This window comes from Candidatus Ornithobacterium hominis (assembly GCF_951229915.1).
Lineage (GTDB): Bacteria > Bacteroidota > Bacteroidia > Flavobacteriales > Weeksellaceae > Ornithobacterium > Ornithobacterium hominis.
The window spans coordinates 907,517-929,755 of the sequence record NZ_OX579588.1; the positions used below are offsets into that span (position 1 = coordinate 907,517).

General features: G+C 35.0%; 15 protein-coding genes. 11 read left to right on the forward strand and 4 right to left on the reverse strand.

What is annotated here, in order from left to right:
* Nucleotide 1: 1 nt before the first annotated feature.
* From QOX03_RS04255 to QOX03_RS04265, 3 genes are read left to right on the forward strand one after another with little or no spacing between them, the layout of a single operon-like run.
* Nucleotides 2–3,106 (forward strand): glycoside hydrolase family 2 TIM barrel-domain containing protein, encoded by a 3,105-nt coding sequence (locus tag QOX03_RS04255; protein WP_283671651.1) that lies wholly within the window; start codon nt 2–4, stop codon nt 3,104–3,106.
* Nucleotides 3,107–3,110: 4 nt separating this feature from the next.
* Nucleotides 3,111–4,493, forward strand: a complete 1,383-nt coding sequence (locus tag QOX03_RS04260) for an arylsulfatase (protein ID WP_283671652.1) — start codon at nt 3,111–3,113, stop codon at nt 4,491–4,493.
* The gene (locus QOX03_RS04265; RefSeq protein WP_283671653.1) at nt 4,468–7,584 is read left to right on the forward strand and encodes a glycoside hydrolase family 2 TIM barrel-domain containing protein; all 3,117 of its coding nucleotides are present in this window, start codon (nt 4,468–4,470) and stop codon (nt 7,582–7,584) included. The genes QOX03_RS04260 and QOX03_RS04265 overlap by 26 nt, the downstream gene beginning before the upstream one ends.
* Nucleotides 7,585–7,671: 87 nt before the next feature.
* Here the strand turns inward: QOX03_RS04265 and QOX03_RS04270 are convergent, their stop codons facing one another.
* The gene (locus tag QOX03_RS04270) at nt 7,672–9,039 is read right to left on the reverse strand and encodes a DNA recombination protein RmuC (protein ID WP_165846432.1); all 1,368 of its coding nucleotides are present in this window, start codon (nt 9,037–9,039) and stop codon (nt 7,672–7,674) included.
* A gap of 354 nt (nt 9,040–9,393) precedes the next feature.
* Between QOX03_RS04270 and trxA the strand changes: the two genes are divergently transcribed.
* Both trxA and QOX03_RS04280 read left to right on the forward strand, forming a co-directional pair.
* Nucleotides 9,394–9,693: a thioredoxin gene (gene trxA, locus QOX03_RS04275; protein ID WP_119058119.1), complete on the forward strand. Its 300-nt coding sequence runs from the start codon at nt 9,394–9,396 to the stop codon at nt 9,691–9,693.
* Nucleotides 9,693–10,148 carry a methylglyoxal synthase gene (locus tag QOX03_RS04280; protein ID WP_283671654.1) on the forward strand — a complete coding sequence of 152 codons (456 nt, stop codon included), beginning with the start codon at nt 9,693–9,695 and terminating at the stop codon, nt 10,146–10,148. Before trxA ends, QOX03_RS04280 begins: the two co-directional genes overlap by 1 nt.
* 175 nt (nt 10,149–10,323) lie before the next feature.
* On the opposite strand, the gene QOX03_RS04285 is transcribed toward QOX03_RS04280, so the two are convergent.
* Nucleotides 10,324–10,698, reverse strand: a complete 375-nt coding sequence (locus QOX03_RS04285; RefSeq protein WP_283671655.1) for a sulfite exporter TauE/SafE family protein — start codon at nt 10,696–10,698, stop codon at nt 10,324–10,326.
* A 6-nt stretch (nt 10,699–10,704) separates the two neighbouring features.
* Entirely contained in the window at nt 10,705–12,897 is a 2,193-nt protein-coding gene (locus tag QOX03_RS04290; RefSeq protein WP_283671656.1) for a RecQ family ATP-dependent DNA helicase, read from the reverse strand.
* Between the two features lie 77 nt (nt 12,898–12,974).
* Here QOX03_RS04290 and QOX03_RS04295 point away from each other — a divergent pair, with 77 nt between their 5' ends.
* The 6 genes from QOX03_RS04295 to QOX03_RS04320 all read left to right on the forward strand — a co-directional run bounded on the left by QOX03_RS04295 (nt 12,975) and on the right by QOX03_RS04320 (nt 19,221).
* Entirely contained in the window at nt 12,975–13,949 is a 975-nt protein-coding gene (locus tag QOX03_RS04295; RefSeq protein ID WP_119059432.1) for a KpsF/GutQ family sugar-phosphate isomerase, read from the forward strand.
* The gene (gene tatC, locus QOX03_RS04300) at nt 13,936–14,784 is read left to right on the forward strand and encodes a twin-arginine translocase subunit TatC (RefSeq protein ID WP_283671657.1); all 849 of its coding nucleotides are present in this window, start codon (nt 13,936–13,938) and stop codon (nt 14,782–14,784) included. Before QOX03_RS04295 ends, tatC begins: the two co-directional genes overlap by 14 nt.
* 224 nt (nt 14,785–15,008) lie before the next feature.
* Entirely contained in the window at nt 15,009–15,662 is a 654-nt protein-coding gene (locus QOX03_RS04305; protein WP_283671658.1) for an O-methyltransferase, read from the forward strand.
* Nucleotides 15,659–16,411: a C40 family peptidase gene (locus tag QOX03_RS04310; RefSeq protein ID WP_283671659.1), complete on the forward strand. Its 753-nt coding sequence runs from the start codon at nt 15,659–15,661 to the stop codon at nt 16,409–16,411. The genes QOX03_RS04305 and QOX03_RS04310 overlap by 4 nt, the downstream gene beginning before the upstream one ends.
* A 234-nt stretch (nt 16,412–16,645) precedes the next feature.
* Complete coding sequence (locus QOX03_RS04315) at nt 16,646–18,118, forward strand: DNA cytosine methyltransferase (RefSeq protein ID WP_283671660.1); 1,473 nt, start codon at nt 16,646–16,648, stop codon at nt 18,116–18,118.
* 2 nt (nt 18,119–18,120) lie between these two features.
* Nucleotides 18,121–19,221: an HNH endonuclease gene (locus QOX03_RS04320; RefSeq protein ID WP_283671661.1), complete on the forward strand. Its 1,101-nt coding sequence runs from the start codon at nt 18,121–18,123 to the stop codon at nt 19,219–19,221.
* 223 nt (nt 19,222–19,444) lie between these two features.
* Here QOX03_RS04320 and clpB read toward each other — a convergent pair whose 3' ends face one another.
* Complete coding sequence (gene clpB / locus QOX03_RS04325; protein ID WP_283671662.1) at nt 19,445–22,036, reverse strand: ATP-dependent chaperone ClpB; 2,592 nt, start codon at nt 22,034–22,036, stop codon at nt 19,445–19,447.
* Between the last annotated feature and the right edge of the window lie 203 nt (nt 22,037–22,239).

Sequence of the window (22,239 nt, forward strand, 5' to 3'; positions counted from 1 at the left end):
AATGAAGAAAAGATTCATATCTCTTTCGGTACTTTGTTTGCTCCAAACGATTAATGCTCAAACAAATCCAGATCCTATTTTTGAAAATCCCGCTATTCAGCAAGAAAATCGGCTGCCGATGCGTGCCTATTATTTTGCATATGAAAATAATGCCTTAAGCTCTGAGAATGATAGGGCTAAGTCAAACAGGTTTATTGATTTAAACGGAACTTGGCGGTTTAAATGGCTACCCAAAGTAGAGCAGATGCCACAAGATTTTTATAGCCTTAATTATTCTGATAATGATTGGGATAATTTTAAAGTTCCTGCCAACTGGGAATTCAATGGCTACGGGACACCGATTTATGTAAATCATCCGTTTGAATTTGCAGTGAAAAATCCCATGCCACCATTTATTCCAGACGATACAGAACAATCGGTGGGCTTGTATAGAAGAAATTTTGATTTGCCACAAGATTGGCAAAATCAAAAAGTCTTTATCCAATTAGGTGCGGTAAAATCAGCCTTTCGATTATATGTCAATGGTCAATATGTTGGGCTAGGGAAGGGAAGTAAATTAGAAAATGATTTTGACATCACAGAATTTCTAAAGCCTGGGAAAAATTTAGTCGCTCTTGAGGTCAGAAGATTTAATGATGGAAGTTATTTAGAGGCACAAGATTACTGGCGTATTAGCGGTATAGAAAGAGATGTGTTCCTCTACACCCGCCCAAATGTTCATTTTTATGATTATACGGTAACCCAAGACTTAGTCAACCACTATAGAGATGGGAAATTTGGTTTAAAAATCGAAGTATTCAATGAAACCAATGAGCCGAAAGGGGAGTATACTGTCGCTGTAAACTTAAAAGATGCAAATGGCAACCTTTTATACCAAGAGGAAAAGAAAACTTATGGTTTAAAAAAAATACAAGGGAAAACGGTTTTATCATTTGATAAAATAATACCAAGCGTACAAGCATGGTCGGCAGAGATTCCTTATTTATATTCACTAAACATTGAACTAAAAGATGAGAGCGGGAAAACCATTGAGAGCATTCCGCAAAAAGTTGGTTTTAGGAATTTAAAAGTTGAAAACGGTCAATTTTTAGTCAATGGTAAGCCAGTCTTATTCCGTGGAGTAAATCGCCACGAGACAGAGCCTGATACGCACCACGTGATTACCAAAGAGCAAATGGAACGTGATGTGAAAATCATGAAAGAACTAAATATGAATGCGGTGAGGCTCTCACATTACCCCAATGCACCTTATTTCTATGAATTGGCTGATAAATATGGATTTTATGTGATTGATGAAGCTAATATAGAATCTCACGGAATGTATTATAATCCCGAAAAAACTTTAGGGAACGCCCCAGATTGGGAGAAAGCACATCATCTGAGAATCCAACGAATGGTAGATAGAGATAAAAACCACCCATCAGTAATCGCTTGGAGCTTGGGTAATGAGGCTGGGAACGGATATAATTTTTATAATGCGTATACTTGGCTCAAAGGCTACGATAAATCTCGCCCAGTGCAGTACGAGCGTTCCACAACAGAGTGGAATACGGATATGATAGTTCCGCAATACCCACACCCTGAAAGTTTACGAAGATATGCCATGAGTGATGCCGAAAGACCATACATTATGAGTGAATATGCACACGCGATGGGAAATAGTATGGGGAACTTCAAAGAATATTGGGAAATAATAGAAGACCCTAAATACCCTAAACTACAAGGAGGTTACATTTGGGATTGGGCAGACCAAGGAATGTATAAAAAAGTCGATGGCAAGAAAATATTTGGCTACGGCGGTGATTGGGGCGATGAAAATACCCCGAGTGACAACAATTTCTTAATCAATGGAGTAGTGATGCCAGATAGAACTTGGAATCCACATGCTTATGAGGTAAGAAAAGTGTTCCAAGAGATTGATTTTGATTACAATAAAGAAACTCAAATACTGAGCATCGAAAATGAACATTTTTTTAAAGGCTTAGAAAATTTTATCATCAAAGTTGAAATTTTGAAAAATGGGGAAATTGTAGAAAGCATGGATTTAGGAAGCAAAAACATCGCAGCAAGGCAAACTAATTTAGTGAAACTTCCTATCAAAACCATAACTGATGATGAAAATGAATATCGCTTGGTAGCTAAAGCATTCTTGAAAAACGCTGAGAACTTAATGGACGCTGGGACTGAGATGGCTTATGAAGAATTTGAATTAACATCAGCAGTTCCATCAACTTTCCAAGCAGTAAATACCGTTAAATTCACAGAGAAAGAGAATGAAATTTTGGTAGAAAATGGAAGAATTTCTTTAAGCTTTAGTAAAAAAGATGGACGCTTTTATAATCTAAAAAACAGAAATAACATCCTCATCGAAGCAGGGCCGCGGTTTAGTGTTTTCCGTCCGTTGACAGATAATGATTTTGGTTCAGGGCAAAACCGAAAATTAGATGATACTAAAAATCCAAATCTTGAATTAAAGAGCATTGTTGCTCAGCAAAATCAAGTGATTACTAAATACACTTTGCTCAACGGCGATGCAGATTTAACGATGATTTACACTTTTGGCACGAATGGAAGCATTTTGGTTGAAAATCAGTTTGATGCAAAAGAGAATACCAAAAGAGAAATTCTGCTGAGAATAGGAAACGATTTAGTCATTCCCAAAAATCAAGACACGTTTACTTGGTACGGGAGAGGCCCGTGGGAGAGCTATGAAGATAGAAAATCTAGCACTTTGGTTGGCATATACTCAGGCAGCGTAAAAGAGCAATACCATCCGTATGTTCGCCCACAAGAATCTGGGAATAAGACTGATGTACGCTGGGGAGAAGTAACGGATAGAAGAGGAAGAGGAATCCGTGTGGGATTCAATAAAAACTTGTTGAATGTGAGTGTTTTACCATACACGTGGCAACAATTGTATCCTTCTCCAAAGAAGGGGCAAGAACATTCAGAATTACTCAAGGAAGATCAAAGCAATCACATGCGTATCGACTTGAAACAAATGGGCGTTGCGGGAATAGACAGCTGGTATTCATTGCCACTAGAGCCTTACCGTGTTCTTTTCCAAGATTATGAATATTCATATATCTTAAATCCCACAAAGTAAGATAATGAGGAGGTTATTCTTTAATTTTTCTTTATCTTTCATGTGCATCTATGCGTGGGCACAGAAAAAACAACCCAATATTGTTTTCATTTTGGCAGATGATTTAGGGATTGGTGATATTGAGCCTTATGGGCAAAAGTATATTAAAACACCAAATATCAATCAGTTAGCTAATGAGGGAATGACATTCGTTAACTTCTATGCAGGTTCTACGGTTTGTGCACCTTCTAGGGCAAGTTTATTCACAGGGCAGCACACTGGGCATACCAAAATTAGAGGAAATGGAGAGCACCCATTAGATGCAGAAAAGCAAATTTTCACTCAAGGCTTAAAAAAATTAGGCTATCACACTGGTTTTTTCGGAAAATGGGGCTTGGGATTAAAGGGAAGTGATAGTACGCCTAATCAGAAAGGAATTGATGAATTTGCAGGGTTTCTACATCATGTAGATGCTCATTTTCAGCAGCCAGATTCTATTGATATTTTTCAGAATAAAAGTTTGGAAAAATTAGCTTTAAATGGGCAATATGCAAATGATTATTTTGTGAATAGAGCCATTAGTTTTATTAAAAATTCAACAGAAATCCCCTTTTTCTTATTTGTATCATTGACGATTCCACACGCAGAGCTCAAATTGCCAAAACGTTTTATGCTCAATCAGCTAAAACTAGATGGCACAAGCAAATACCCTGACGAAAAAGCACACTCAAAAGCACATTATGGAGCACAAAAATACCCCCGAGCTGCTTATGCTGGCTTGGTAGAAAGTATAGATGCTTACACGGGTTATATTCTAGACGCTATTCAATCTAAAGGGATAGATGAAAACACCATCATTATTTTCTCTAGTGACAACGGAACGCATGTGGAAGGTGGAAGAAGAATGGAAGATGTCCATTTTTTTGAGAGTAGTTCGATTTATCGAGGAATTAAAAGAGATTTATACACAGGTGGCATCAAAGAACCATTTATTGTTCGGTGGCCAGGGAAAATTCAAGCCCATACAACCAATGATTTCACAGGAGCTTTTTGGGATTTATACCCAACCTTTATTGAGCTAGCAGGAGGAACCTTGGCTAATGATGATACAATAGACGGCATCAGTCTCAAGAATACCCTTCTCGGGAAACCACAAAAACCACATGAATATCTTTATTGGGAATTTCATGAATTCGGCGGGAAACAAGCCGTACTCAAAGGTGATTGGAAAGCTATTCGATTGAATGTAAACAAAGAAAGATTTGGCAAAATTGAATTATATAATATTGCTGAAGACCCCGCAGAAAAAATAAATTTAACCGAAAAATTTCCTGATAAAACAAAGGAAATGACAAAACTACTAGACAACATAAGAACAGAAAATGAAACATTTAACTTTAAAGACTAAGATATTTTTACTATTTCTATTAGTAGGAATCGGTGTGTTTGCGCAAGACTATTCACACGAACCTGATCGCTTTTTTGAGAACCCAGAACTGCAAGACGTCAATCGCTTGCCTATGCATTCCAGTTTTTTTGTTTATAACAATTTAGCAGATTTAAAAGCGGATAAAAAACAAAAAGCGGAAAATTATCTCGACTTGAATGGGATATGGAAATTCGCTTATTTTGAAGACTATAAAAAGGCTTATAAAGATTTTTATAAAGTAAAATTTCCTGATAATGATTGGGCTAATTTCTCAGTTCCTGCCAACTGGGAGTTTAGCGGTTACGGAACGCCAATTTACGTAAACCCTTATTATCCGTTTGCGATGAAAAATCCTCAGCCACCTAAAATTCCGTCTGATATAAATCAACCTGTAGGTCTTTACAGAAAAAGCTTTGATTTACCACAAGATTGGGATGGTAAAAAAGTTTATTTACATCTTGGAGCTGTAAAATCAGCATTTAAATTGTATGTAAACGGAGAGTTCGCTGGCTTTGGTAACGATAGTAAATTGGAGTCAGAATATGATTTAACACCTTATCTGCAAAAAGGTAAAAATTTAATAGCCTTAGAAGTAAGAAGATGGAGTGCTGGCAGCTATTTAGAAGCACAAGATTTTTGGCGCATCAGCGGAATAGAGAGAGATGTTTACCTCTATGCAAGGCCAGAAGTTAACTTTGATGATGTGAAAATAGTAAGCGATTTAGTTAATAATTATAAAGATGGGAAACTTCAAATTACCACTTCTCTCACAAATAATAGCAATGAATCAAAAGAAAATTACACCATCAATGTAGAGCTAAAAACCCCAAAAGGAGTCGTTATCTATCAATCAACACAAAAAACAAAAGGTTTAGCTCGAGTGAAGGGAAAAACTGTAGTCCGATTTAATCAAAAAATCCCGAACGTAAAAGCTTGGACTGCCGAAACACCTTATTTATACCAACTCGCAATAAGCCTAAAAAATGAAAAAGGAGATATAGTGGAAGCAATCCCATTCAAAGTTGGATTTAGAAATGTGAAAATTTCAGAAGGAAATTTATTGGTGAATGGTAAAAGAATTTGGATAAAAGGTGTAAATCGCCATGAAACAGAGCCAGATACACATCACGTAGTAACTCGTGAGCAAATCATTCGAGATATGCGCGTGATGAAAGAATTAAATATTAATGCAATCAGAACTTCACATTATCCACAGACTCCAATGTTTTATGATTTGGCAGATGAATATGGTTTCTATGTTGTAGATGAAGCCAATATAGAATCTCATGGGATGCATTATGCACCAGAAAGAACTATTGCTAACGACCCAGCATGGGAGAATGCACACATAACGCGCGTTAGCCGAATGATAGAAAGAGATAAAAATCACCCATCAGTAATTATCTGGAGTATGGGGAACGAAGCAGGCAATGGTTGGAACTTTTACAAAGCTTATGACATTGCTAGAGCTTTAGATCAAACACGCCCAGTTCAGTATGAGCGAGCAGAGCATGAATACAACACCGATTTATTTGTGCCAATGTATATTACCATTGAAGATATGAAAAAATATTCTAACAGTAATTACGATAAACCATTGATTTTGACTGAATACGCACACGCAATGGGCAATAGCCTAGGAGTTTTCAAAGATTATTGGGAAACGATTCGTCGCTACCCTAAATTACAAGGAGGGTTCATTTGGGATTTTGCAGACCAAGGAATTTATGTAGAAAAAGATGGAATTCGCTATACGGCTTACGGCGGTGATTTGGGCGATGAAAACACACCAAGCGATAATAATTTCTTGATGAACGGTGTTGTAATGTCCGACAGAAGATACAATCCGCATGCGTATGAAGTACGACATATTCACCAAAATGCAAGATTTAAATTCAATGCAAAAAAACATCAGATTGAGGTATTTAATGATTATTTCTTTAAGCCTTTAGAAAATTTTAACTATGAAATCACTTGGCTAGAAAATGGAAAATTAAAGGCTCAGAAAAATGTTAAAAATTTAAATGTAGGTGCTCAGCAAACGGCTTACATCGATTTACCCGAAGATTGGAAATTTTCTAATGAAAAAGAAACCGTAGTCACAATCAAAGCAATACTTGATGAAGATGAGCAATTATTGAAAAAAGGAACCTTACTGGCTCATCAAGATTTTGAAATCACCAAATATCAACCAAAATTAATATCAGATTATTTAAGCTATAAAAAATCTGAAACATCAGATTATTATCAAATTTCAGCAGGAGATTTAAGTTTCAAAATAGCTAAAAACAATGGTAGAATAGAAAATTTGAAAATCGGGAAGCAAGAATTATTGTTAAAAGGGCCACAAATTTCATTATTCCGCCCGTTGACCGACAATGATTTAGGAGCAGGATTTGGAAAACGGTTTGACCAATACAAGAATTTAAACATTCAAGTAGCTGGGATTGATTTTACACAAAATAGTATTGTCATTACCCAAAACTTACTCAATGGCAATTCCCAAAATACGATGATTTACAAATTTCCAAAACAAGGAGGAATTGAAGTAAAAAACCATTTCAAGCCCATCAATACTGAAGAGAAATACTTACTGAGGCTCGGGAATGATATTGAAATTTCCAAAAAATTAACTCAATTGAAATGGTTTGGAGATGGACCTTGGGAAAGCTACATCGACCGAAAAAACTCATCAATGCTTGGCGTCTATGAATCAACAGTAGAAGAGCAGTACCATCCGTATGCACGCCCACAAGAGAGTGGAAATCACACCGATGTACGCTATATGGAAGTGAAAGACAAGCAAGGACGTGGCATAAAAATCAGTGCGACCACACAGGTTTTAGATATGAGTGTTTTGCCTTACTCTTGGGAGCAACTTTATCCTAAAAACGTAAAAGAACAAGAACATTCAGAATTTTTAAAGCCTGATAAAATTAATCACTTACGTGTCGATTTATTCCAAATGGGGTTGGGCGGAATTAATAGCTGGGGACGCTGGCCACATGAAAATGCTAGAACCAAAATGAGTGAGTATGAGTATTCATACATTATCCAACCACTGAAGTAAAGCTTAATTTTTTTTAACTTAAAAAGAAAATGACCGAAAAAATCGGTCATTTTTTTTGTTAAAATTTTTTAAGGCTTAAAAAAAAAATTATTCCTCCTCAAAATAACTTATTTTTTTAGACGTTTTAGCACCTAATTGTTCTAAACGGTGAATATTTTTGATTAAATTTTGGCGCCCAGTCAATTTTTTCATAGCACCATCATAGGTATTTTGTGCCGAATACATTTGGCTGCCCAATTTTTGCATCGTTTCAGTGAGTGCAATAAATTTATCGTGCAAGCGGCCAGCTTCTTTGGCAATTTTAGCCGCATTTTGATTTTGTTTTTCATTTTGCCAAAGACTTGAAATGCTAGCCAAAACGGAATGAAAAGAGGAGGGGCTGACCAAAATAATCTTTTTGTCATAAGCAAAACTGAACAAATTAGCATCTGCATTTTGTGCAGAAATCAAGGCAGCATCTAGCGGTACAAACATTAAAACATAATTCTGTGCACGAAGCTGTGGAATCTGATGATAATTTTTGGATGATAAAAGATTCACATGATTTTTGACAGATTGGAGATGTTTCTGAAGATAAAATGAGGTGTCTTGTGTTTGCGGGTCGACTAATTTCTCATACGCCGAGAGAGAAACTTTTGCATCTACAATGATTTTTTTATTCTGGGGCAAATGCAGCACCACATCAGGAATCAAGCGCTCATGATTTACCGAGAAACTCTCTTGCACTGTGAACTCAAGCCCCTTGCGCAATCCTGATTTTTCCAAAATACTTTCTAGCAGCATTTCGCCCCAAATTCCTTGAGTTTTTGATTCTCCTTTCAGGGCTTGCGTCAAATTTTTGGTCTCTTGCGTGATGTTTTGGTTTAGTTCATGCAACTGTTTCAGTTGCTGGTCAAGGCTAGCATTTCGTTCAGTTTGGTAGCGATATTGCTCTTGTAGTCGATTTTCAAAGTCTAAAATCTTCGTTTTCAGAGGCTTTAAAATTTCTGAAATTTGATATTCATTTTGCTTCAAGTATTTTTCACTTTTCTTTTCTAAAATATTCTGAGATAAATTTTCAAAGGCTTCTTGAAATTTTTTTTCCAAAGCTTGAAGTTGAATTTTATCAGCCTCATATTTATCACTTAAATACTGATTTTCAGAAACTAATTTTTGATTTTCTAAACTTAAAGTTTGATTAGAATTTTGTTTCAAAACCAATTCTTCTTCCAAATAAATTTGGCGTTGATGAATCGTTTCAATTTCCTTTTTCATCATTTTTTGAGTAGCGACTAAAGCAATATTTTCTTCTTTAGTTTCTCGGAATTTTTCTTTCCATAATTCTTCATTAATTTCTAAAGCCTTAAATAATTTTTTCTGTTTTCTCTGCTCTTTTTTCAGCTGAAAAAGAAAAAACAAACTCAATATTAGAAGAAAAAATAAAATAAAGCTGATAAGCCAGGCTAAGTCCATCATATTCGGCATAAAAGTTGTCAAAATTACCTAAAAATACAATTCTATAGATTTGCTAACACTATTTATTTCCTTTTGCCTAGGCATTGGTTTATTAGCATCCGCAGGATTTCGCGTTTATTTCCCTTATTTGTACTCAGTTTAGCAGCACGTTTTGGTTTAAATACCGAATGAGTGCGGTTGGCAAGGCTAATTTAAATGATAATTTACTATATAGATAAGGAATTACAATTTCACCGTATTACAATTTTATTGATTCAGAATTCAAAGTGAAATTTACATAAAACTTTTAAAAAAATATTCTTCAAGAGTAAAAAATGGTTTATTTGTTGCAGGCTATGGAGTAATTAAAAATAAATGATGTCTAAATTTTCAGAAATTATTTCTCAAGATAAACCAGTTTTAATTGATTTTTTTGCGGTGTGGTGTGCTCCGTGCCAAATGCTAAAGCCTATTTTAGAAAATATTAAAGAGAAGATGGGCGATGAGGTTTCCATCATCAAAATCGATATTGATAAAAATAAAAAATTAGCTGATAAATATCATGTGCAAAGTGTTCCAACTTTGATGATTTTCAAAAATGGAGTGCAAAAATGGCGACAAAGTGGAGTTTTGCCTGAGGAAACAATCATGAATGAAATCAAAAAATTTTTGTGATGAATTATCGGAATATCCCTATTAAAAAAAATATTGCATTGGTGGCGCACGACCATAAAAAAGATGACTTGATAGCGTGGATTCAAGAGCATGAGGAGGAGCTGAAAAAGCACCATCTCATTGCAACTCAAACGACTGGTAAAAAGATTGAAGAAAAGCTGGGGGTAGGTGTGCAAAAGGTAATGAGTGGGCCACTCGGTGGAGACCAGCAGCTAGGAGCCATGATTGCAACTGGAGAGATAGATGTGATTATATTTTTCTGGGATCCGATGGAAGCTCAGCCGCACGATAGTGATGTAAAGGCGCTTCTACGTCTAGGCGTGGTATGGAATGTTCCTATGGCTTGTTGCCCAGCAACGGCTGATTTTATCTTGAAATCTCCCTATATGAAAGAAGAATACCAAGCGATGCAAGCGGATTATAATACGTATCTTAATCGAAAAATTAAAGATTAATCAACTGATTTCTATTGTATAAAAACCAACCTGTTAAGCTATTTCTGCCTTTATTAGTTGGTAAAACTTCATGATATAATGATGTTGATTTTTGGTGCCGATGCTGGCTTTATGAAATTTTTGAGAAGATTGGTTTTGGTGAAAAAAATTTTTTAAGGCTTAAAAAAAAATAAAATTATTTAAAGGAATCAAAGTACATTTTGACAGCACCGAGCACTAAAATGGTTGCGAAAATTCTTTTCAGCAATTTTTGATCTAAAGAAATGGCTAATTTAGAACCCAAATAGCCGCCAATTATAAAAGAAACAGCAATAAATGCGACATACTTAAAGTTAATGTAACCACCTTTATAATAGTTAAATGCTGCCATTGCCGCTACGGGGAAGATCAAGGTTCCAATGCTGGTTCCTTGAGCTTCGTGTTGCGTCATGCCAAAGAAAAATACTAACATGGGCACAATGGCAATTCCACCGCCTACGCCTGCTAATCCACCTACGAATCCGCCTGCTAATCCAATGAGAATTAAGAGTAAAATAGATTCCAATTTCATTTTTTTTTAATTTGCTACTTCACTGATGAATTTAATGCGCATCAGTCTTAATTCTTCATCTTCTAATTCATCGCCAAATTCCTCTAGCAAGGTTTTCATACTGTCATCTTCAGCGTCTTTCATCAGGAAATCCATGACTTCTTCTTGCAAATCTTCATCAATCATTTCATTAATATAGTAGCTGATATTAATTTTTGTACCTTGGTAAACGATGCTCTCCATTTCAGATAGAAGTTCATCCATACTCATGCCTTTTGCGTTGGCAATGTCTTCAAAATCCATTTTTCGGTCGGTACTTTGGATGATGTAGACCTTATTGGTGCTTTTATTTGCAATTTGTTTTACGATAAAATCATCTGGAGTTTCGATTTCATTTTCTTCTACATATTTAGCAATATAAGCTACGAAATCTTCACCAAATTTTTTAGCTTTTCCCTCACCTACGCCATAGACTTTAGTCAAATCTTCAATAGAGGTGGGGTATTGCAAGGCCATATCCTCCAAGCTTGATTCTTGGAAAACGGCAAAAGGAGGGATTCCGTGTTTTTTTGCAATTTTTTTTCTCAATTGGAGCAAATCTTTATATAAATTTTCGTCTAAAATAGCTGAATTTTTCTTATCTCCATCAAATGATACATTCAAAAGATTCTCATAATCATGGTCTTCTATAATTTTAAAAGAAACTGGTTTTTGAATGAAGCTTTTTCCCTTTTGTGTGAGACTGATGATGCCGTAAGTTTCAATTTCTTTCTCGAGATATCCAGAAATCAGAGCTTGCCTGAGCAAAGCTTTCCAAAAAAATTCTGAATAGTCTCTCCCTGAGCCAAAGAATTCAGCATCTTGCAATCCATAAGATTTTGTGATGATGTTTTCTTGCCCCAGCATGACTTTTATTAAATCTTTTAATTTCAGTTTAGAATTGGTTTCTTTGATGACTTTTAAGATTTGTAGTAATTCATCTTTTGCCTCGGTTAACTTTTTGGGCGAACGCATATTGTCATCCATATCAGCCCCTTCACCATGAATTTCATCAAAATCTTCACCAAAATAATGAAGCAAATACTTTCTACGAGACATTGCAGTTTCGGCATAAGCCACCACTTCGTTGAGCAACTGCATACCGACTTCTCTTTCAGAAACTGGTTTGCCAGACAGGAATTTTTCTAATTTCTCTATATCTTTATAGTCATAAAAAGCTAGGCAATAGCCTTCACCTCCATCTCGCCCAGCTCGTCCCGTCTCTTGATAGTAGCCCTCTAAACTTTTAGGGAAATCGTAGTGAATAACAAAACGAACATCAGGTTTATCTATCCCCATTCCAAAGGCAATTGTAGCTACCACTACATCAACTTCTTCCATCAAAAACTTATCTTGATGTTCTGCGCGTGTTTTAGAATCCAAACCCGCGTGGTAAGGAATTGCATTGATTCCGTTCAGTTGTAAAGTCTGAGCAAATTCTTCCACTTTTTTGCGACTGAGGCAATATACTATACCTGATTTCCCTTTCCTCTCGTGGATGAATTTTATAATTTGCTTATCTACATCCACTTTTGGCCGAACTTCGTAAAAAAGGTTAGGTCGATTGAATGAAGCTTTAAACAAAACAGCATCAGTCATACCTAGGGTTTTCTGTATATCCTCTTGCACTTTGGGCGTAGCTGTGGCCGTGAGGGCAATGATGGGGAAATCACCAATCTTTTCGATGATGGATTTCAGGTTTCGGTATTCTGGTCTGAAGTCATGCCCCCACTCAGAGATGCAATGAGCTTCATCAATTGCAAAAAATGAAATTTTTACACCCTTAAAAAATTCTGTGTATTCCTCTTTGGTCAGAGATTCTGGGGCAACATAGAGAAGTTTTGTCGCACCATTTTCTATATCTGATAGAACTTTTTTGATTTCAGTTTTAGTCAAAGAAGAATTTAAAACATGTGCTACCGCGTCGTTTTCAGAAATTCCTCTGATGGCATCTACTTGATTTTTCATCAATGCAATTAGCGGTGAGATGATAATAGCACAGCCATCTTGTATCAACGCAGGAAGCTGGTAACACAAAGATTTACCACCGCCAGTAGGCATCAAAACAAAAACATCATTCCCATCCAGTAGATTTTGAATAATATTCTCTTGAAGATTCTTAAATTGATCAAAACCAAAATATTTTTTTAGCTCTGCCTGAAGGTTGGTTTTAATTGTCATAATGTAAATTCAGAAAGACTTGTTATTTTTGTTAGTTTAAAAGTAAGAAAAAAATTATTATTAAAATAAAAAAACCTTTGAATTCAAAAGAAATTATTGCATTTGGTCAAGAAATTATTCGGCGGGAGAAAGCTGAAATCGAAAATTTAGAAAACAATATCACCGTCTCTTTTGCAGCAGCTGTATCCGCTATCTGCCAGACTTCGGGAAAAGTCGTCTTGGTCGGTATAGGAAAAAATATGCCGATTGGTCAAAAAATGGTAGCAACGCTCAATAGCACTGGCACACGAGCCCAGTTTTTGCACGCAGCAGAAGCGATTCATGGCGATTTAGGACTTTTAGACAAAAAAGATGTTGTAATTATTCTATCAAAATCTGGAAATACCAAAGAAATTAAAAATGTTTTCCCGTATCTGAAGAATTTATCGGCAAAAAGTATTGCCATAACGGCTGATGAAAATTCATTCCTCGGCCAAAATGCTGATTTAGTTTTATGCACGCCAATTACCAAAGAAGCAGGGCCGCTAAATTTAGCACCGACTTCCAGCACCACAGCACAATTGGTGATTTGTGATGCATTAGCAATGGCAGTAAAAAAGTTAAAACAATTCACAGAAGTAGACTTTAGCCAATACCACCCCGGGGGTTCATTGGGCAAAAATTTGCTGTACACGGTGGAAGATTTGATGGAAAAGAATCAAAAACCTAATGTGCAGTGGGATAGTACGATAAAAGAAGTTATTCAATCCTTAACTTCAGGTCGGTATGGCATCACTGCTGTATTGAAAAACAATGAAATTATAGGCGTGATTACCGATGGTGACTTGAGAAGAATGCTAGAGAAACATGATTCATTTGAGCACCTGAGAGCGAAGGATATCGCAACCCAAAATCCTAAGACTATTTCTGGAAATTCTTTAGCCAAAAGAGCTTTAGAATTAATTAATAAATATGCTATCGGTCAACTTTTGGTGCTAGATAAAAATGGAGAATACAATGGTGTAATAGATTTTCACCGACTAACCCAAGAAGGAATTCATGCAGAAAAATAAAAATAAAAAAGACCCTAATGAAATGGCGTTTCTAGATCATGTGGGGGAATTGCGAAAACATATTTTAAAATCCTTGGTTGGTATCGTTATCGGAGGAGTTATTATGGGAGTTTTTTGGCCCTTTTTTCAACGTTTGATTATGGCACCACTTTCCTCTGATTTCATTACCTACAGGGCTTTTAATGCCTTGGGGCAGCTGATCGGGGCAGGTGATATATTTCAATCTGAATTTGATGTTCAAGAAAAATTAACCAATTTAGAGTTTGGCGGACAATTTACAGCCATTGTTGGGGTAATTTTGGTAGGAGGTTTAGTGCTTTCATTGCCTTATGTCGTCTATGAATTATTTCAATTCCTCAAGCCAGGGCTTACAATGAAAGAATTGAAGTACTCCAATTTCATCATGCTATTCACCATCTTGTTTTTTCTTACAGGTGTAGCGTTCGCTTATTTTTTAATTATGCCACTCTCAGTTCATTTTATGTATTTCTTTCAACCTTTTGGAGTAGAAAATAATTGGAAATTAATTAGTTATATCAATACATTTGTGCAAACACTTTTAGCTATGGGCTTGGTGTTTTTACTCCCGATCATCGTGTATTTTTTGGCAAAAATAGGCTTAATTACACCAGAATTTATGATTAAATACCGCAAACATGCTGTTGTCGTCATCATGACTTTAGCCGCCGCTATCACCCCAGCAGATTTGATGAGTATGTTTGTCGCCAGTATCCCGCTACTACTGTTGTATGAATTTAGCCTGTGGGTAGTGAAATTTACAGCTAAACGAGACAAAATTTATCAAGAAAAAACAACATCTGTGATGAAAAATTAAAGTTTTTTTAGCCTTATTTCACAAAGCGTTTGAGGCACACTATCAGTCAAAAAGTTTGCTCAGGCACGTCGCTTTTTTCTTTCGATTCCATCAGGTAAATCCTCTTTGTGGGGAATCGCTACAATCTCTGTTATTTTTAAATTGTATTTAAACCACATTTAAATCATTTAACCAAATAAGCAACTGATTTTATTTATTTTGATGAAAATACTAAATTTGTTTTTATGATAAAAGCAGACGACGTTCTACCGCCAGATTTAAGCCGCTATGTAGAGCAACACAGTAGCAACGAACCTGATTTTCTGAGAAATCAACGTCATGCGGCAGAAGCAGAGATGCCACAAGCAAAGATGATTTCTGGGGCTTACCAAGGTCGAATTCTCAGCATGCTAAGCCAAATGCTTCAGCCTCGAGTCATTTTAGAATTAGGCACATACACAGCTTACGCTACGCAATGCCTAGCAGAAGGACTGCCTGAAGACGGCAAAATCTATACACTCGAAAGAAATTTAGATTTAAAGGATTTAATTTTTGAAAATATTTCTAAAGGCTTAAAAAAAAATCAGATAGAAGTTATCTTTCAAGATGCCCAAGCATTTATTGAGTCAACTAATTTAAATTTTGATTTAGTATTTCTTGATGCTAATAAAAAACAATACCTCGATTATTTTGAATTATTGATTCCTAAAATGAGTAGCGGCGGTATCATTTTGGCCGATAATGTTTTGTGGAAAGGCAAAGTCTTGAATTCAGTAGCAGAAAAGGATAAAATCATGGCTGTTTTGCATGAATTTAATGAAAAGGTAAAAAATGATCATCGGGTAGAAGTCGTGATGTTGCCAATAAGAGATGGTTTAAGTTTGATTAGAAAAAAATGATATTTGGAATTTGTAATGTCAGTGTAGCACCCGTGCGTGCAGAATCCAGCGATAGAGCAGAGATGGTAACGCAACTTCTGTTTGGAGAAAAGCTGGAAATACTTGAGAAATCTAAAAAGTGGTGGAGAATCAAAGTGGATTTTGATGGATATGAAGGTTTTGTAGACCCCAAGCAAATTACAGAAATCAGTGAAAATTCTTTTTTCAGCAAAAATTTAGCTTACACGACTGAATTATTTAACTTAGCCTTGACGCCCAACGGCCCGTTAACGCTACCACTGGGCGCTTCAATTTGGGGAAATATCCCAGAATTATCTTTCGAATATCTCGGTGAAAAAGCAGAAGCACACCCTGATATAGATATAGTAGAAATTGGTAAAACTTACCTCAATGTTCCATACCTTTGGGGGGGGAAGTCAAATTTTGGTATCGATTGCTCTGGGCTAATACAGGAAATTTTTAAATTTAAAAACATTAAATTACCTCGTAATGCCAGCCAACAAGCAGAATTTGGTGAAGTGCTGTGTTTCATTGAAGAAGCTCAACCTGGTAATTTAGCTTTTTTTGACAATGAAGAAGGGCAAATTATACATGTAGGTTTAATTACAGAGCCAGGAAAAATTTTGCACGCCCATGGCAAAGTTCGTATCGACCCGATTGATTCCAACGGAATCTTCAATACCGATAGTAAAAGTTACTCTCACCGTTTACGATATGTGAAAAGTTTGAATTTAATGGTCAAAAAATAGTTGGTAAAAACTATTTATATACCTGGTTATAAAAAAAGATTAATGAAAAGTTAATTAAAACAAAATTCAATAAACTTTTTTATGTTTAATTCTAGTCTTAAAATTAACTAGTTGCTCCTTAGCGCGGCTGTTTTTCTAATTGATTTTCAAAAATATCATTAGAATATGTTAAAGTTTGAATTTAGTAAATAAAAAAAATAAATTCCATATTTTTGGACAAAATATTCAAAAATCATGGAGCAATCTATAGGAACATATTTAAGAGAAAGACGAAGTGAATTAGGATTGCCTTTAAGAAAAGTTGCATCACACGTAAATATTGACACTTCTACACTTTCAAAAATTGAAAAAAACGAAAGAAAATTAAACCCTGCATTAATTGATGGTTTAGCTGAATGTTTACAAATTGAAAAAGAGAAACTTTCAAAAATTCATTATCAGAATACAGTTTTATCAGAATTGAAAAGCTATCCTGAATTAAATGATGTTGTTAATTTAGTTCAAGAACAAATTGCACAACAAACTTTAAAATTCGATAAAGATTGGAGAGAAAAAGATTTTTCTAATCCAAATTGTACAATTAGATTAGGTACACTTTTTTCTGGAATTGGTGCAATTGAATATGCATTTAAAAGATTGAATTTAAAAACAGAAATTCAATTTGCTTGTGATATTGATAAACATGTAAAGCAAAGTTATTTTGCAAATTATGAAATATCAGAAGATAATTGGTTTGAAGATGTAAAAGAATTGGATGGTAAAAAATTTAAAAACAAAATTGATTTACTTGTCGGTGGTAGTCCTTGTCAATCATTTTCTATGGTTGGGAAAAGACGAGGTTTTGAAGATACTAGAGGTACGCTTTTCTATGAATTTGCAAGAGTTGTAAAAGAATCTCAACCAAATGTATTCATTTTCGAAAATGTAAAAGGTTTAATTAATCACGACAGCGGAAATACTTTCGAAACAATCAAAGCAACTTTTGATGAGCTTGGTTATAAATATTTTTATCAAGTTATGAATTCAAAAGATTATGGTATTCCACAACATAGAGAAAGGATTTTTGTAATTGGATTTAAGAATAAAAAAACAGATTTTACATTTCCTGAAAGTATTCCATTAGAATACAAAATGCAAGACTTTCTTGAAGATTACATTGATAGTAAATATTATCTTAAAGAAAAAGGTATAAAATTCGTTACAAGTTCTTTTAATAAACAAAAACGATATACTCAAATAAATGGTGATATTGCTTTATGTCAAAAAGCAAATCAACAATTTAATTGGCATGGTGATTTCGTTTTCGAACCAAAAGAAAAAGCCGAATTTAACGAGTTTATTTTTGACGTAAATGATGTTGAAGAGAAATATTATTTATCTGATAAAGTAAGAGATTATGTTTTAAATAAAGGTACAAAGAACTTTAAAACATCAATAAAAACAGACCTTGAAGTCGCAAGACCACTGTTGCAGTCAATGCACAAAATGCATCGTGCTGGAGTGGATAATTATGTTACTCACAATAAAGGTAGAATAAGAAAACTAACACCTAAAGAATGTTTACGACTTATGGGATTTAGAGATGACTTTAAACAAGTTGTAAGTGACACCCAATTATATCGGCAAGCAGGTAATAGTATTGTTGTTGATGTTTTAATAGCAATATTAAAGCAAATGGATATAACCAAACACGTTAGTAAACAATAATTATGGAAAACTTTCAAAAGATACATATTGAAGGAAAAGATTACCTTATAATTGATTCAATTCAAAATCTTAGAGCAGAAGATAGTTTTATTTATAGAAAAAATAAACTTCAAATGTTCAAAGGAAATGGGGAATCACGTAAATATGTAGGAAGCTATATTGGTTCAAGTGGTGATAGACTTAGTGATTTTTTTGAATATAATGATTGGGGAAAAGGAATCGAAAATGGCACAAGAGTTTATACTCCAATACAAGAAAATAACTGTTTTTTTAGTAAGTCCAACTTGCTAAAATATATATATGATGCAAGAATTGAATATCAAAAACAAGAACAAGTCTATAATTTTGATATTTCAGAGTTATATGCATCAAATTTAGAAAGTATCACATCAATAGAGCAAGAAAAAATCTTTTTCAGTATTTACGATGTTTCAGATTTTACAGACAACAAATTAAGTCGTGGTTACATTCGTTCAGACGATGAAATTTGGGACATTTGGCGTAAAATTGTTTTGCCCAAAATTAGCTATTTATCTATTTTGAAATTATTGCCAGTTATTGGTAACAAAGAAAATCAAAAACCACTTTTCTATTTCAGAATATTGCTTGACTATCAATTTAGGTCAATTGTTCATCCAAAATTAATCGGCACTACATCTGAAATCGAAATTATTGAAAAAGAAAAACGAGAAAACGTAAGGTCAATAAGTAGGCAAGGTGCAATGCTTTATAGAAAACAAGTTATTGAACATATGCCTCAATGTCCATTTACTAAAATAACAGATGAAAAGTTGCTTATAGCAAGTCATATAAAACCTTATCGTGTATGTATAAAAGAAGGAAGAGAAGACCAAGCTATTGATTATTTAAATGGTTTAGCATTAACTCCAACTTATGACAAATTATTTGATCAAGGATATATAACATTCAAAGATAATGGAGACTTAGTTTGTGGTACATTATTATCAGCTTATACATGGGAAAGATTAAACATTAATCCAAATGCAAAAAATAATTTAAGAATATACCCCGAAAATAGAGAAGAATATTTAGAATATCATAGGAAATTTGTGTTTCAAGATGATATAAATGACCTAATTTAATAAAAAAACTGCACCTAATGTTGCATTAGCAAAATGCGAGATTTTGCGCTGATAGGAAAAACAGACACTATCCCAAAAAGTGTGTAAATTTAATTAAAGTATTTTTAATCATTGAGAAAGTTATTTCCGAAAATTTTCCTAAGCTTTGGAGGACTCAAAAAAAATTCAGAAATAACTTTTTAGTTAAGACAGTCCGTGAGAGGCTGCCTAGCAGTTAAAGTATTTACTCTTGGGTGCGGAAAACCAATCCGCTATCTTCAAAGTAATCAATCAAAATGACACTATTATCATGAATTTTACCAGTAAGAATTTCTTTAGATAAATTGTTTAAAACTTCTTGCTGAATTGCTCTTTTTATGGGTCTAGCACCAAATTGAGGGTCGTAGCCAATCTTTGCTAAGTAATCAATTGCTTCTTGTGTTGTATCTAAAGTGATTTCACGTTTGGCCAATAATCGGCTCAAGCTTCGTAATTGAAGTTCTACAATTTCTCGAATTTCTTCTTTTTTTAAAGGCTTAAATAAAATTGTTTCGTCAATTCGGTTTAGAAATTCAGGTTTAAAGCTTTGTTTTAATAAACCAAATACGTCATTCTTAGTGCTTTCCAAAACTGAATTTTCATCTTTACTCTCTAAATCTGAAAAATTCTCTTGAATAACGTGTGACCCAATATTGCTTGTCATGATGATGATGGTATTTTTGAAATTGACTGTACGCCCTTTGTTGTCGGTCAATCTTCCGTCATCCAAGACTTGCAATAAGATGTTGAAAGCATCGGGGTGCGCTTTCTCGATTTCGTCTAATAACACGACGGAATAAGGTCTGCGGCGTACCGCCTCGGTCAACTGCCCACCTTCGTCATAGCCAACGTAGCCTGGAGGCGCACCAACCAAACGAGAAACGGCGTGTCGCTCTTGGTATTCACTCATGTCGATTCGAGTCATACTATCCTCATTATCAAATAAATATGAGGCTAAAGCTTTTGCTAATTCTGTTTTGCCGACACCAGTCGAACCTAAGAACAAGAACGAACCAATGGGTTTTCGCTCATCGCTCAAGCCAGCTCTGTTTCTACGAATGGCATCAGAAACGGCTGAAATTGCTTCATCTTGTCCAATGACTCTTTTGTGTAATTCTTGTTCCAAATGCAATAATTTGTCTCGTTCAGACTGCATCATTTTTGTTACTGGAATTCCTGTCCACCGAGCAACAACTTCTGCAATGTCTTCACGGTTAACTTCTTCTTTGATTAATTTGGTACCTTGCTCGGCTAAATTATTTTCTAAGGCTTTTAAATTTTCTTCCTCTTCTTTGATTTTCCCGTAGCGGATTTCGGCTACACGGCCATAGTCACCCTGTCGCTCTGCACGTTCTGCTTCAATCTTTAGTTCATCGATTTTTTTTCTAGCTTCTTGAATGTTTTCAGCCAAATCTTTTTCAGATTGCCAAGTAGCGCTGAGGTTGGCTCGTTTTTCATTTAATTCTGCTAATTCTTCGCGTAGTAGACTTAGTTTTCTTTCATCATTTTCTCTCTTTATTGCTTCAATTTCGATTTCGAGTTGCATGATTTTTCGGTCTAAAACGTCCAATTCTTCTGGTTTAGAATTCATTTCCATTCGGAGTTTAGAAGAAGCTTCGTCGATTAAATCAATTGCTTTATCTGGCAAGAAACGATCGGTAATGTAGCGTTCAGAAAGTTCTACAGCAGCTATGATGGCTTCATCTTTAATTCTGATTTTGTGGTGAACTTCGTATTTTTCTTTGATTCCTCGCAAAATAGAAATCGCATCTTCCTCATTAGGTTCTTCTACCATTACTTTTTGGAAACGACGCTCTAAAGCTTTATCTTTTTCAAAATATTTCTGATACTCATTCAAAGTTGTAGCCCCTATTGAGCGTAATTCACCCCGAGCCAAGGCAGGTTTTAGAATATTAGCGGCATCCATTGCTCCTTCAGAAGCGCCAGCACCGACTAAGGTATGAATCTCATCGATAAAGAGAATAATTTGCCCATCAGAATTTGTAACTTCTTTCACTACCGATTTCAGTCGTTCCTCAAACTCGCCTTTGTATTTTGCTCCAGCGATTAGACTTCCCATGTCGAGTGAATAAAGTTTTTTATCCTTCAAATTTTCGGGTACGTCACCGTTCACGATTCGGTGAGCTAAACCTTCGGCAATAGCCGTTTTCCCCACGCCAGGTTCTCCGATCAAAATTGGATTGTTTTTGGTGCGACGGGATAATATTTGTAAAACTCTTCGAATTTCTTCATCTCGGCCAATTACGGGGTCTAATTTCCCAGAATTGACGAGTTCGTTTAAATTTTTTGCGTACTTAGTCAGCGCATTGTAAGTGTCTTCTGCCGATTGTGAAGTCACGCGATCACCTTTTCTTAAATCTTTGATGACTTCTTGGGTATTTTTATAGCTAACATCTTGTGATTTTATTAACTCTGCAGCTTTATCCTTAGAATTAGACAATGCAAGAATAAGATGCTCTACACTCACGAACTCATCATTCATTTTTTGAGCTTCTATTGAGGCATCGTTTAGGACTTGGTTTAGACGCTGTGAGAGATGAAGATTCCCACCGCTTACTTTGGGATAAGTCGTTAAAAGTTTATCAATTTCTCTTTTTAGATAATCTAAGTTAACGCCTTGTTTTTTTAAAATAAACTGAGCTATTTGTTGCTCGCTCTCTAGCATAGCTTTAAGCAAATGCCCGACTTCGATGGCTTGGTTGCCGTTTTGTTGCGCTAATTGCTGTGCTTTTTGCACCAGTTCCTGCGCTTTTATTGTAAATTTATTGATATCCATTTCTTTAATTTTTCTTTGAATAAAACAAAAAACTTACCATCCTAGTAATACGACAAAATGTCAGTTAAAAAAATGATTTCCATGAAATTTTGTCGGTTAAAAATAATTGAATAATCGAAGTGAATCTATCAAATAGCTTAAATTAAAAACCAATAAATGAAATATTTGAAGTTATTTTCTTTTGCAGAATTTATAGCATATTA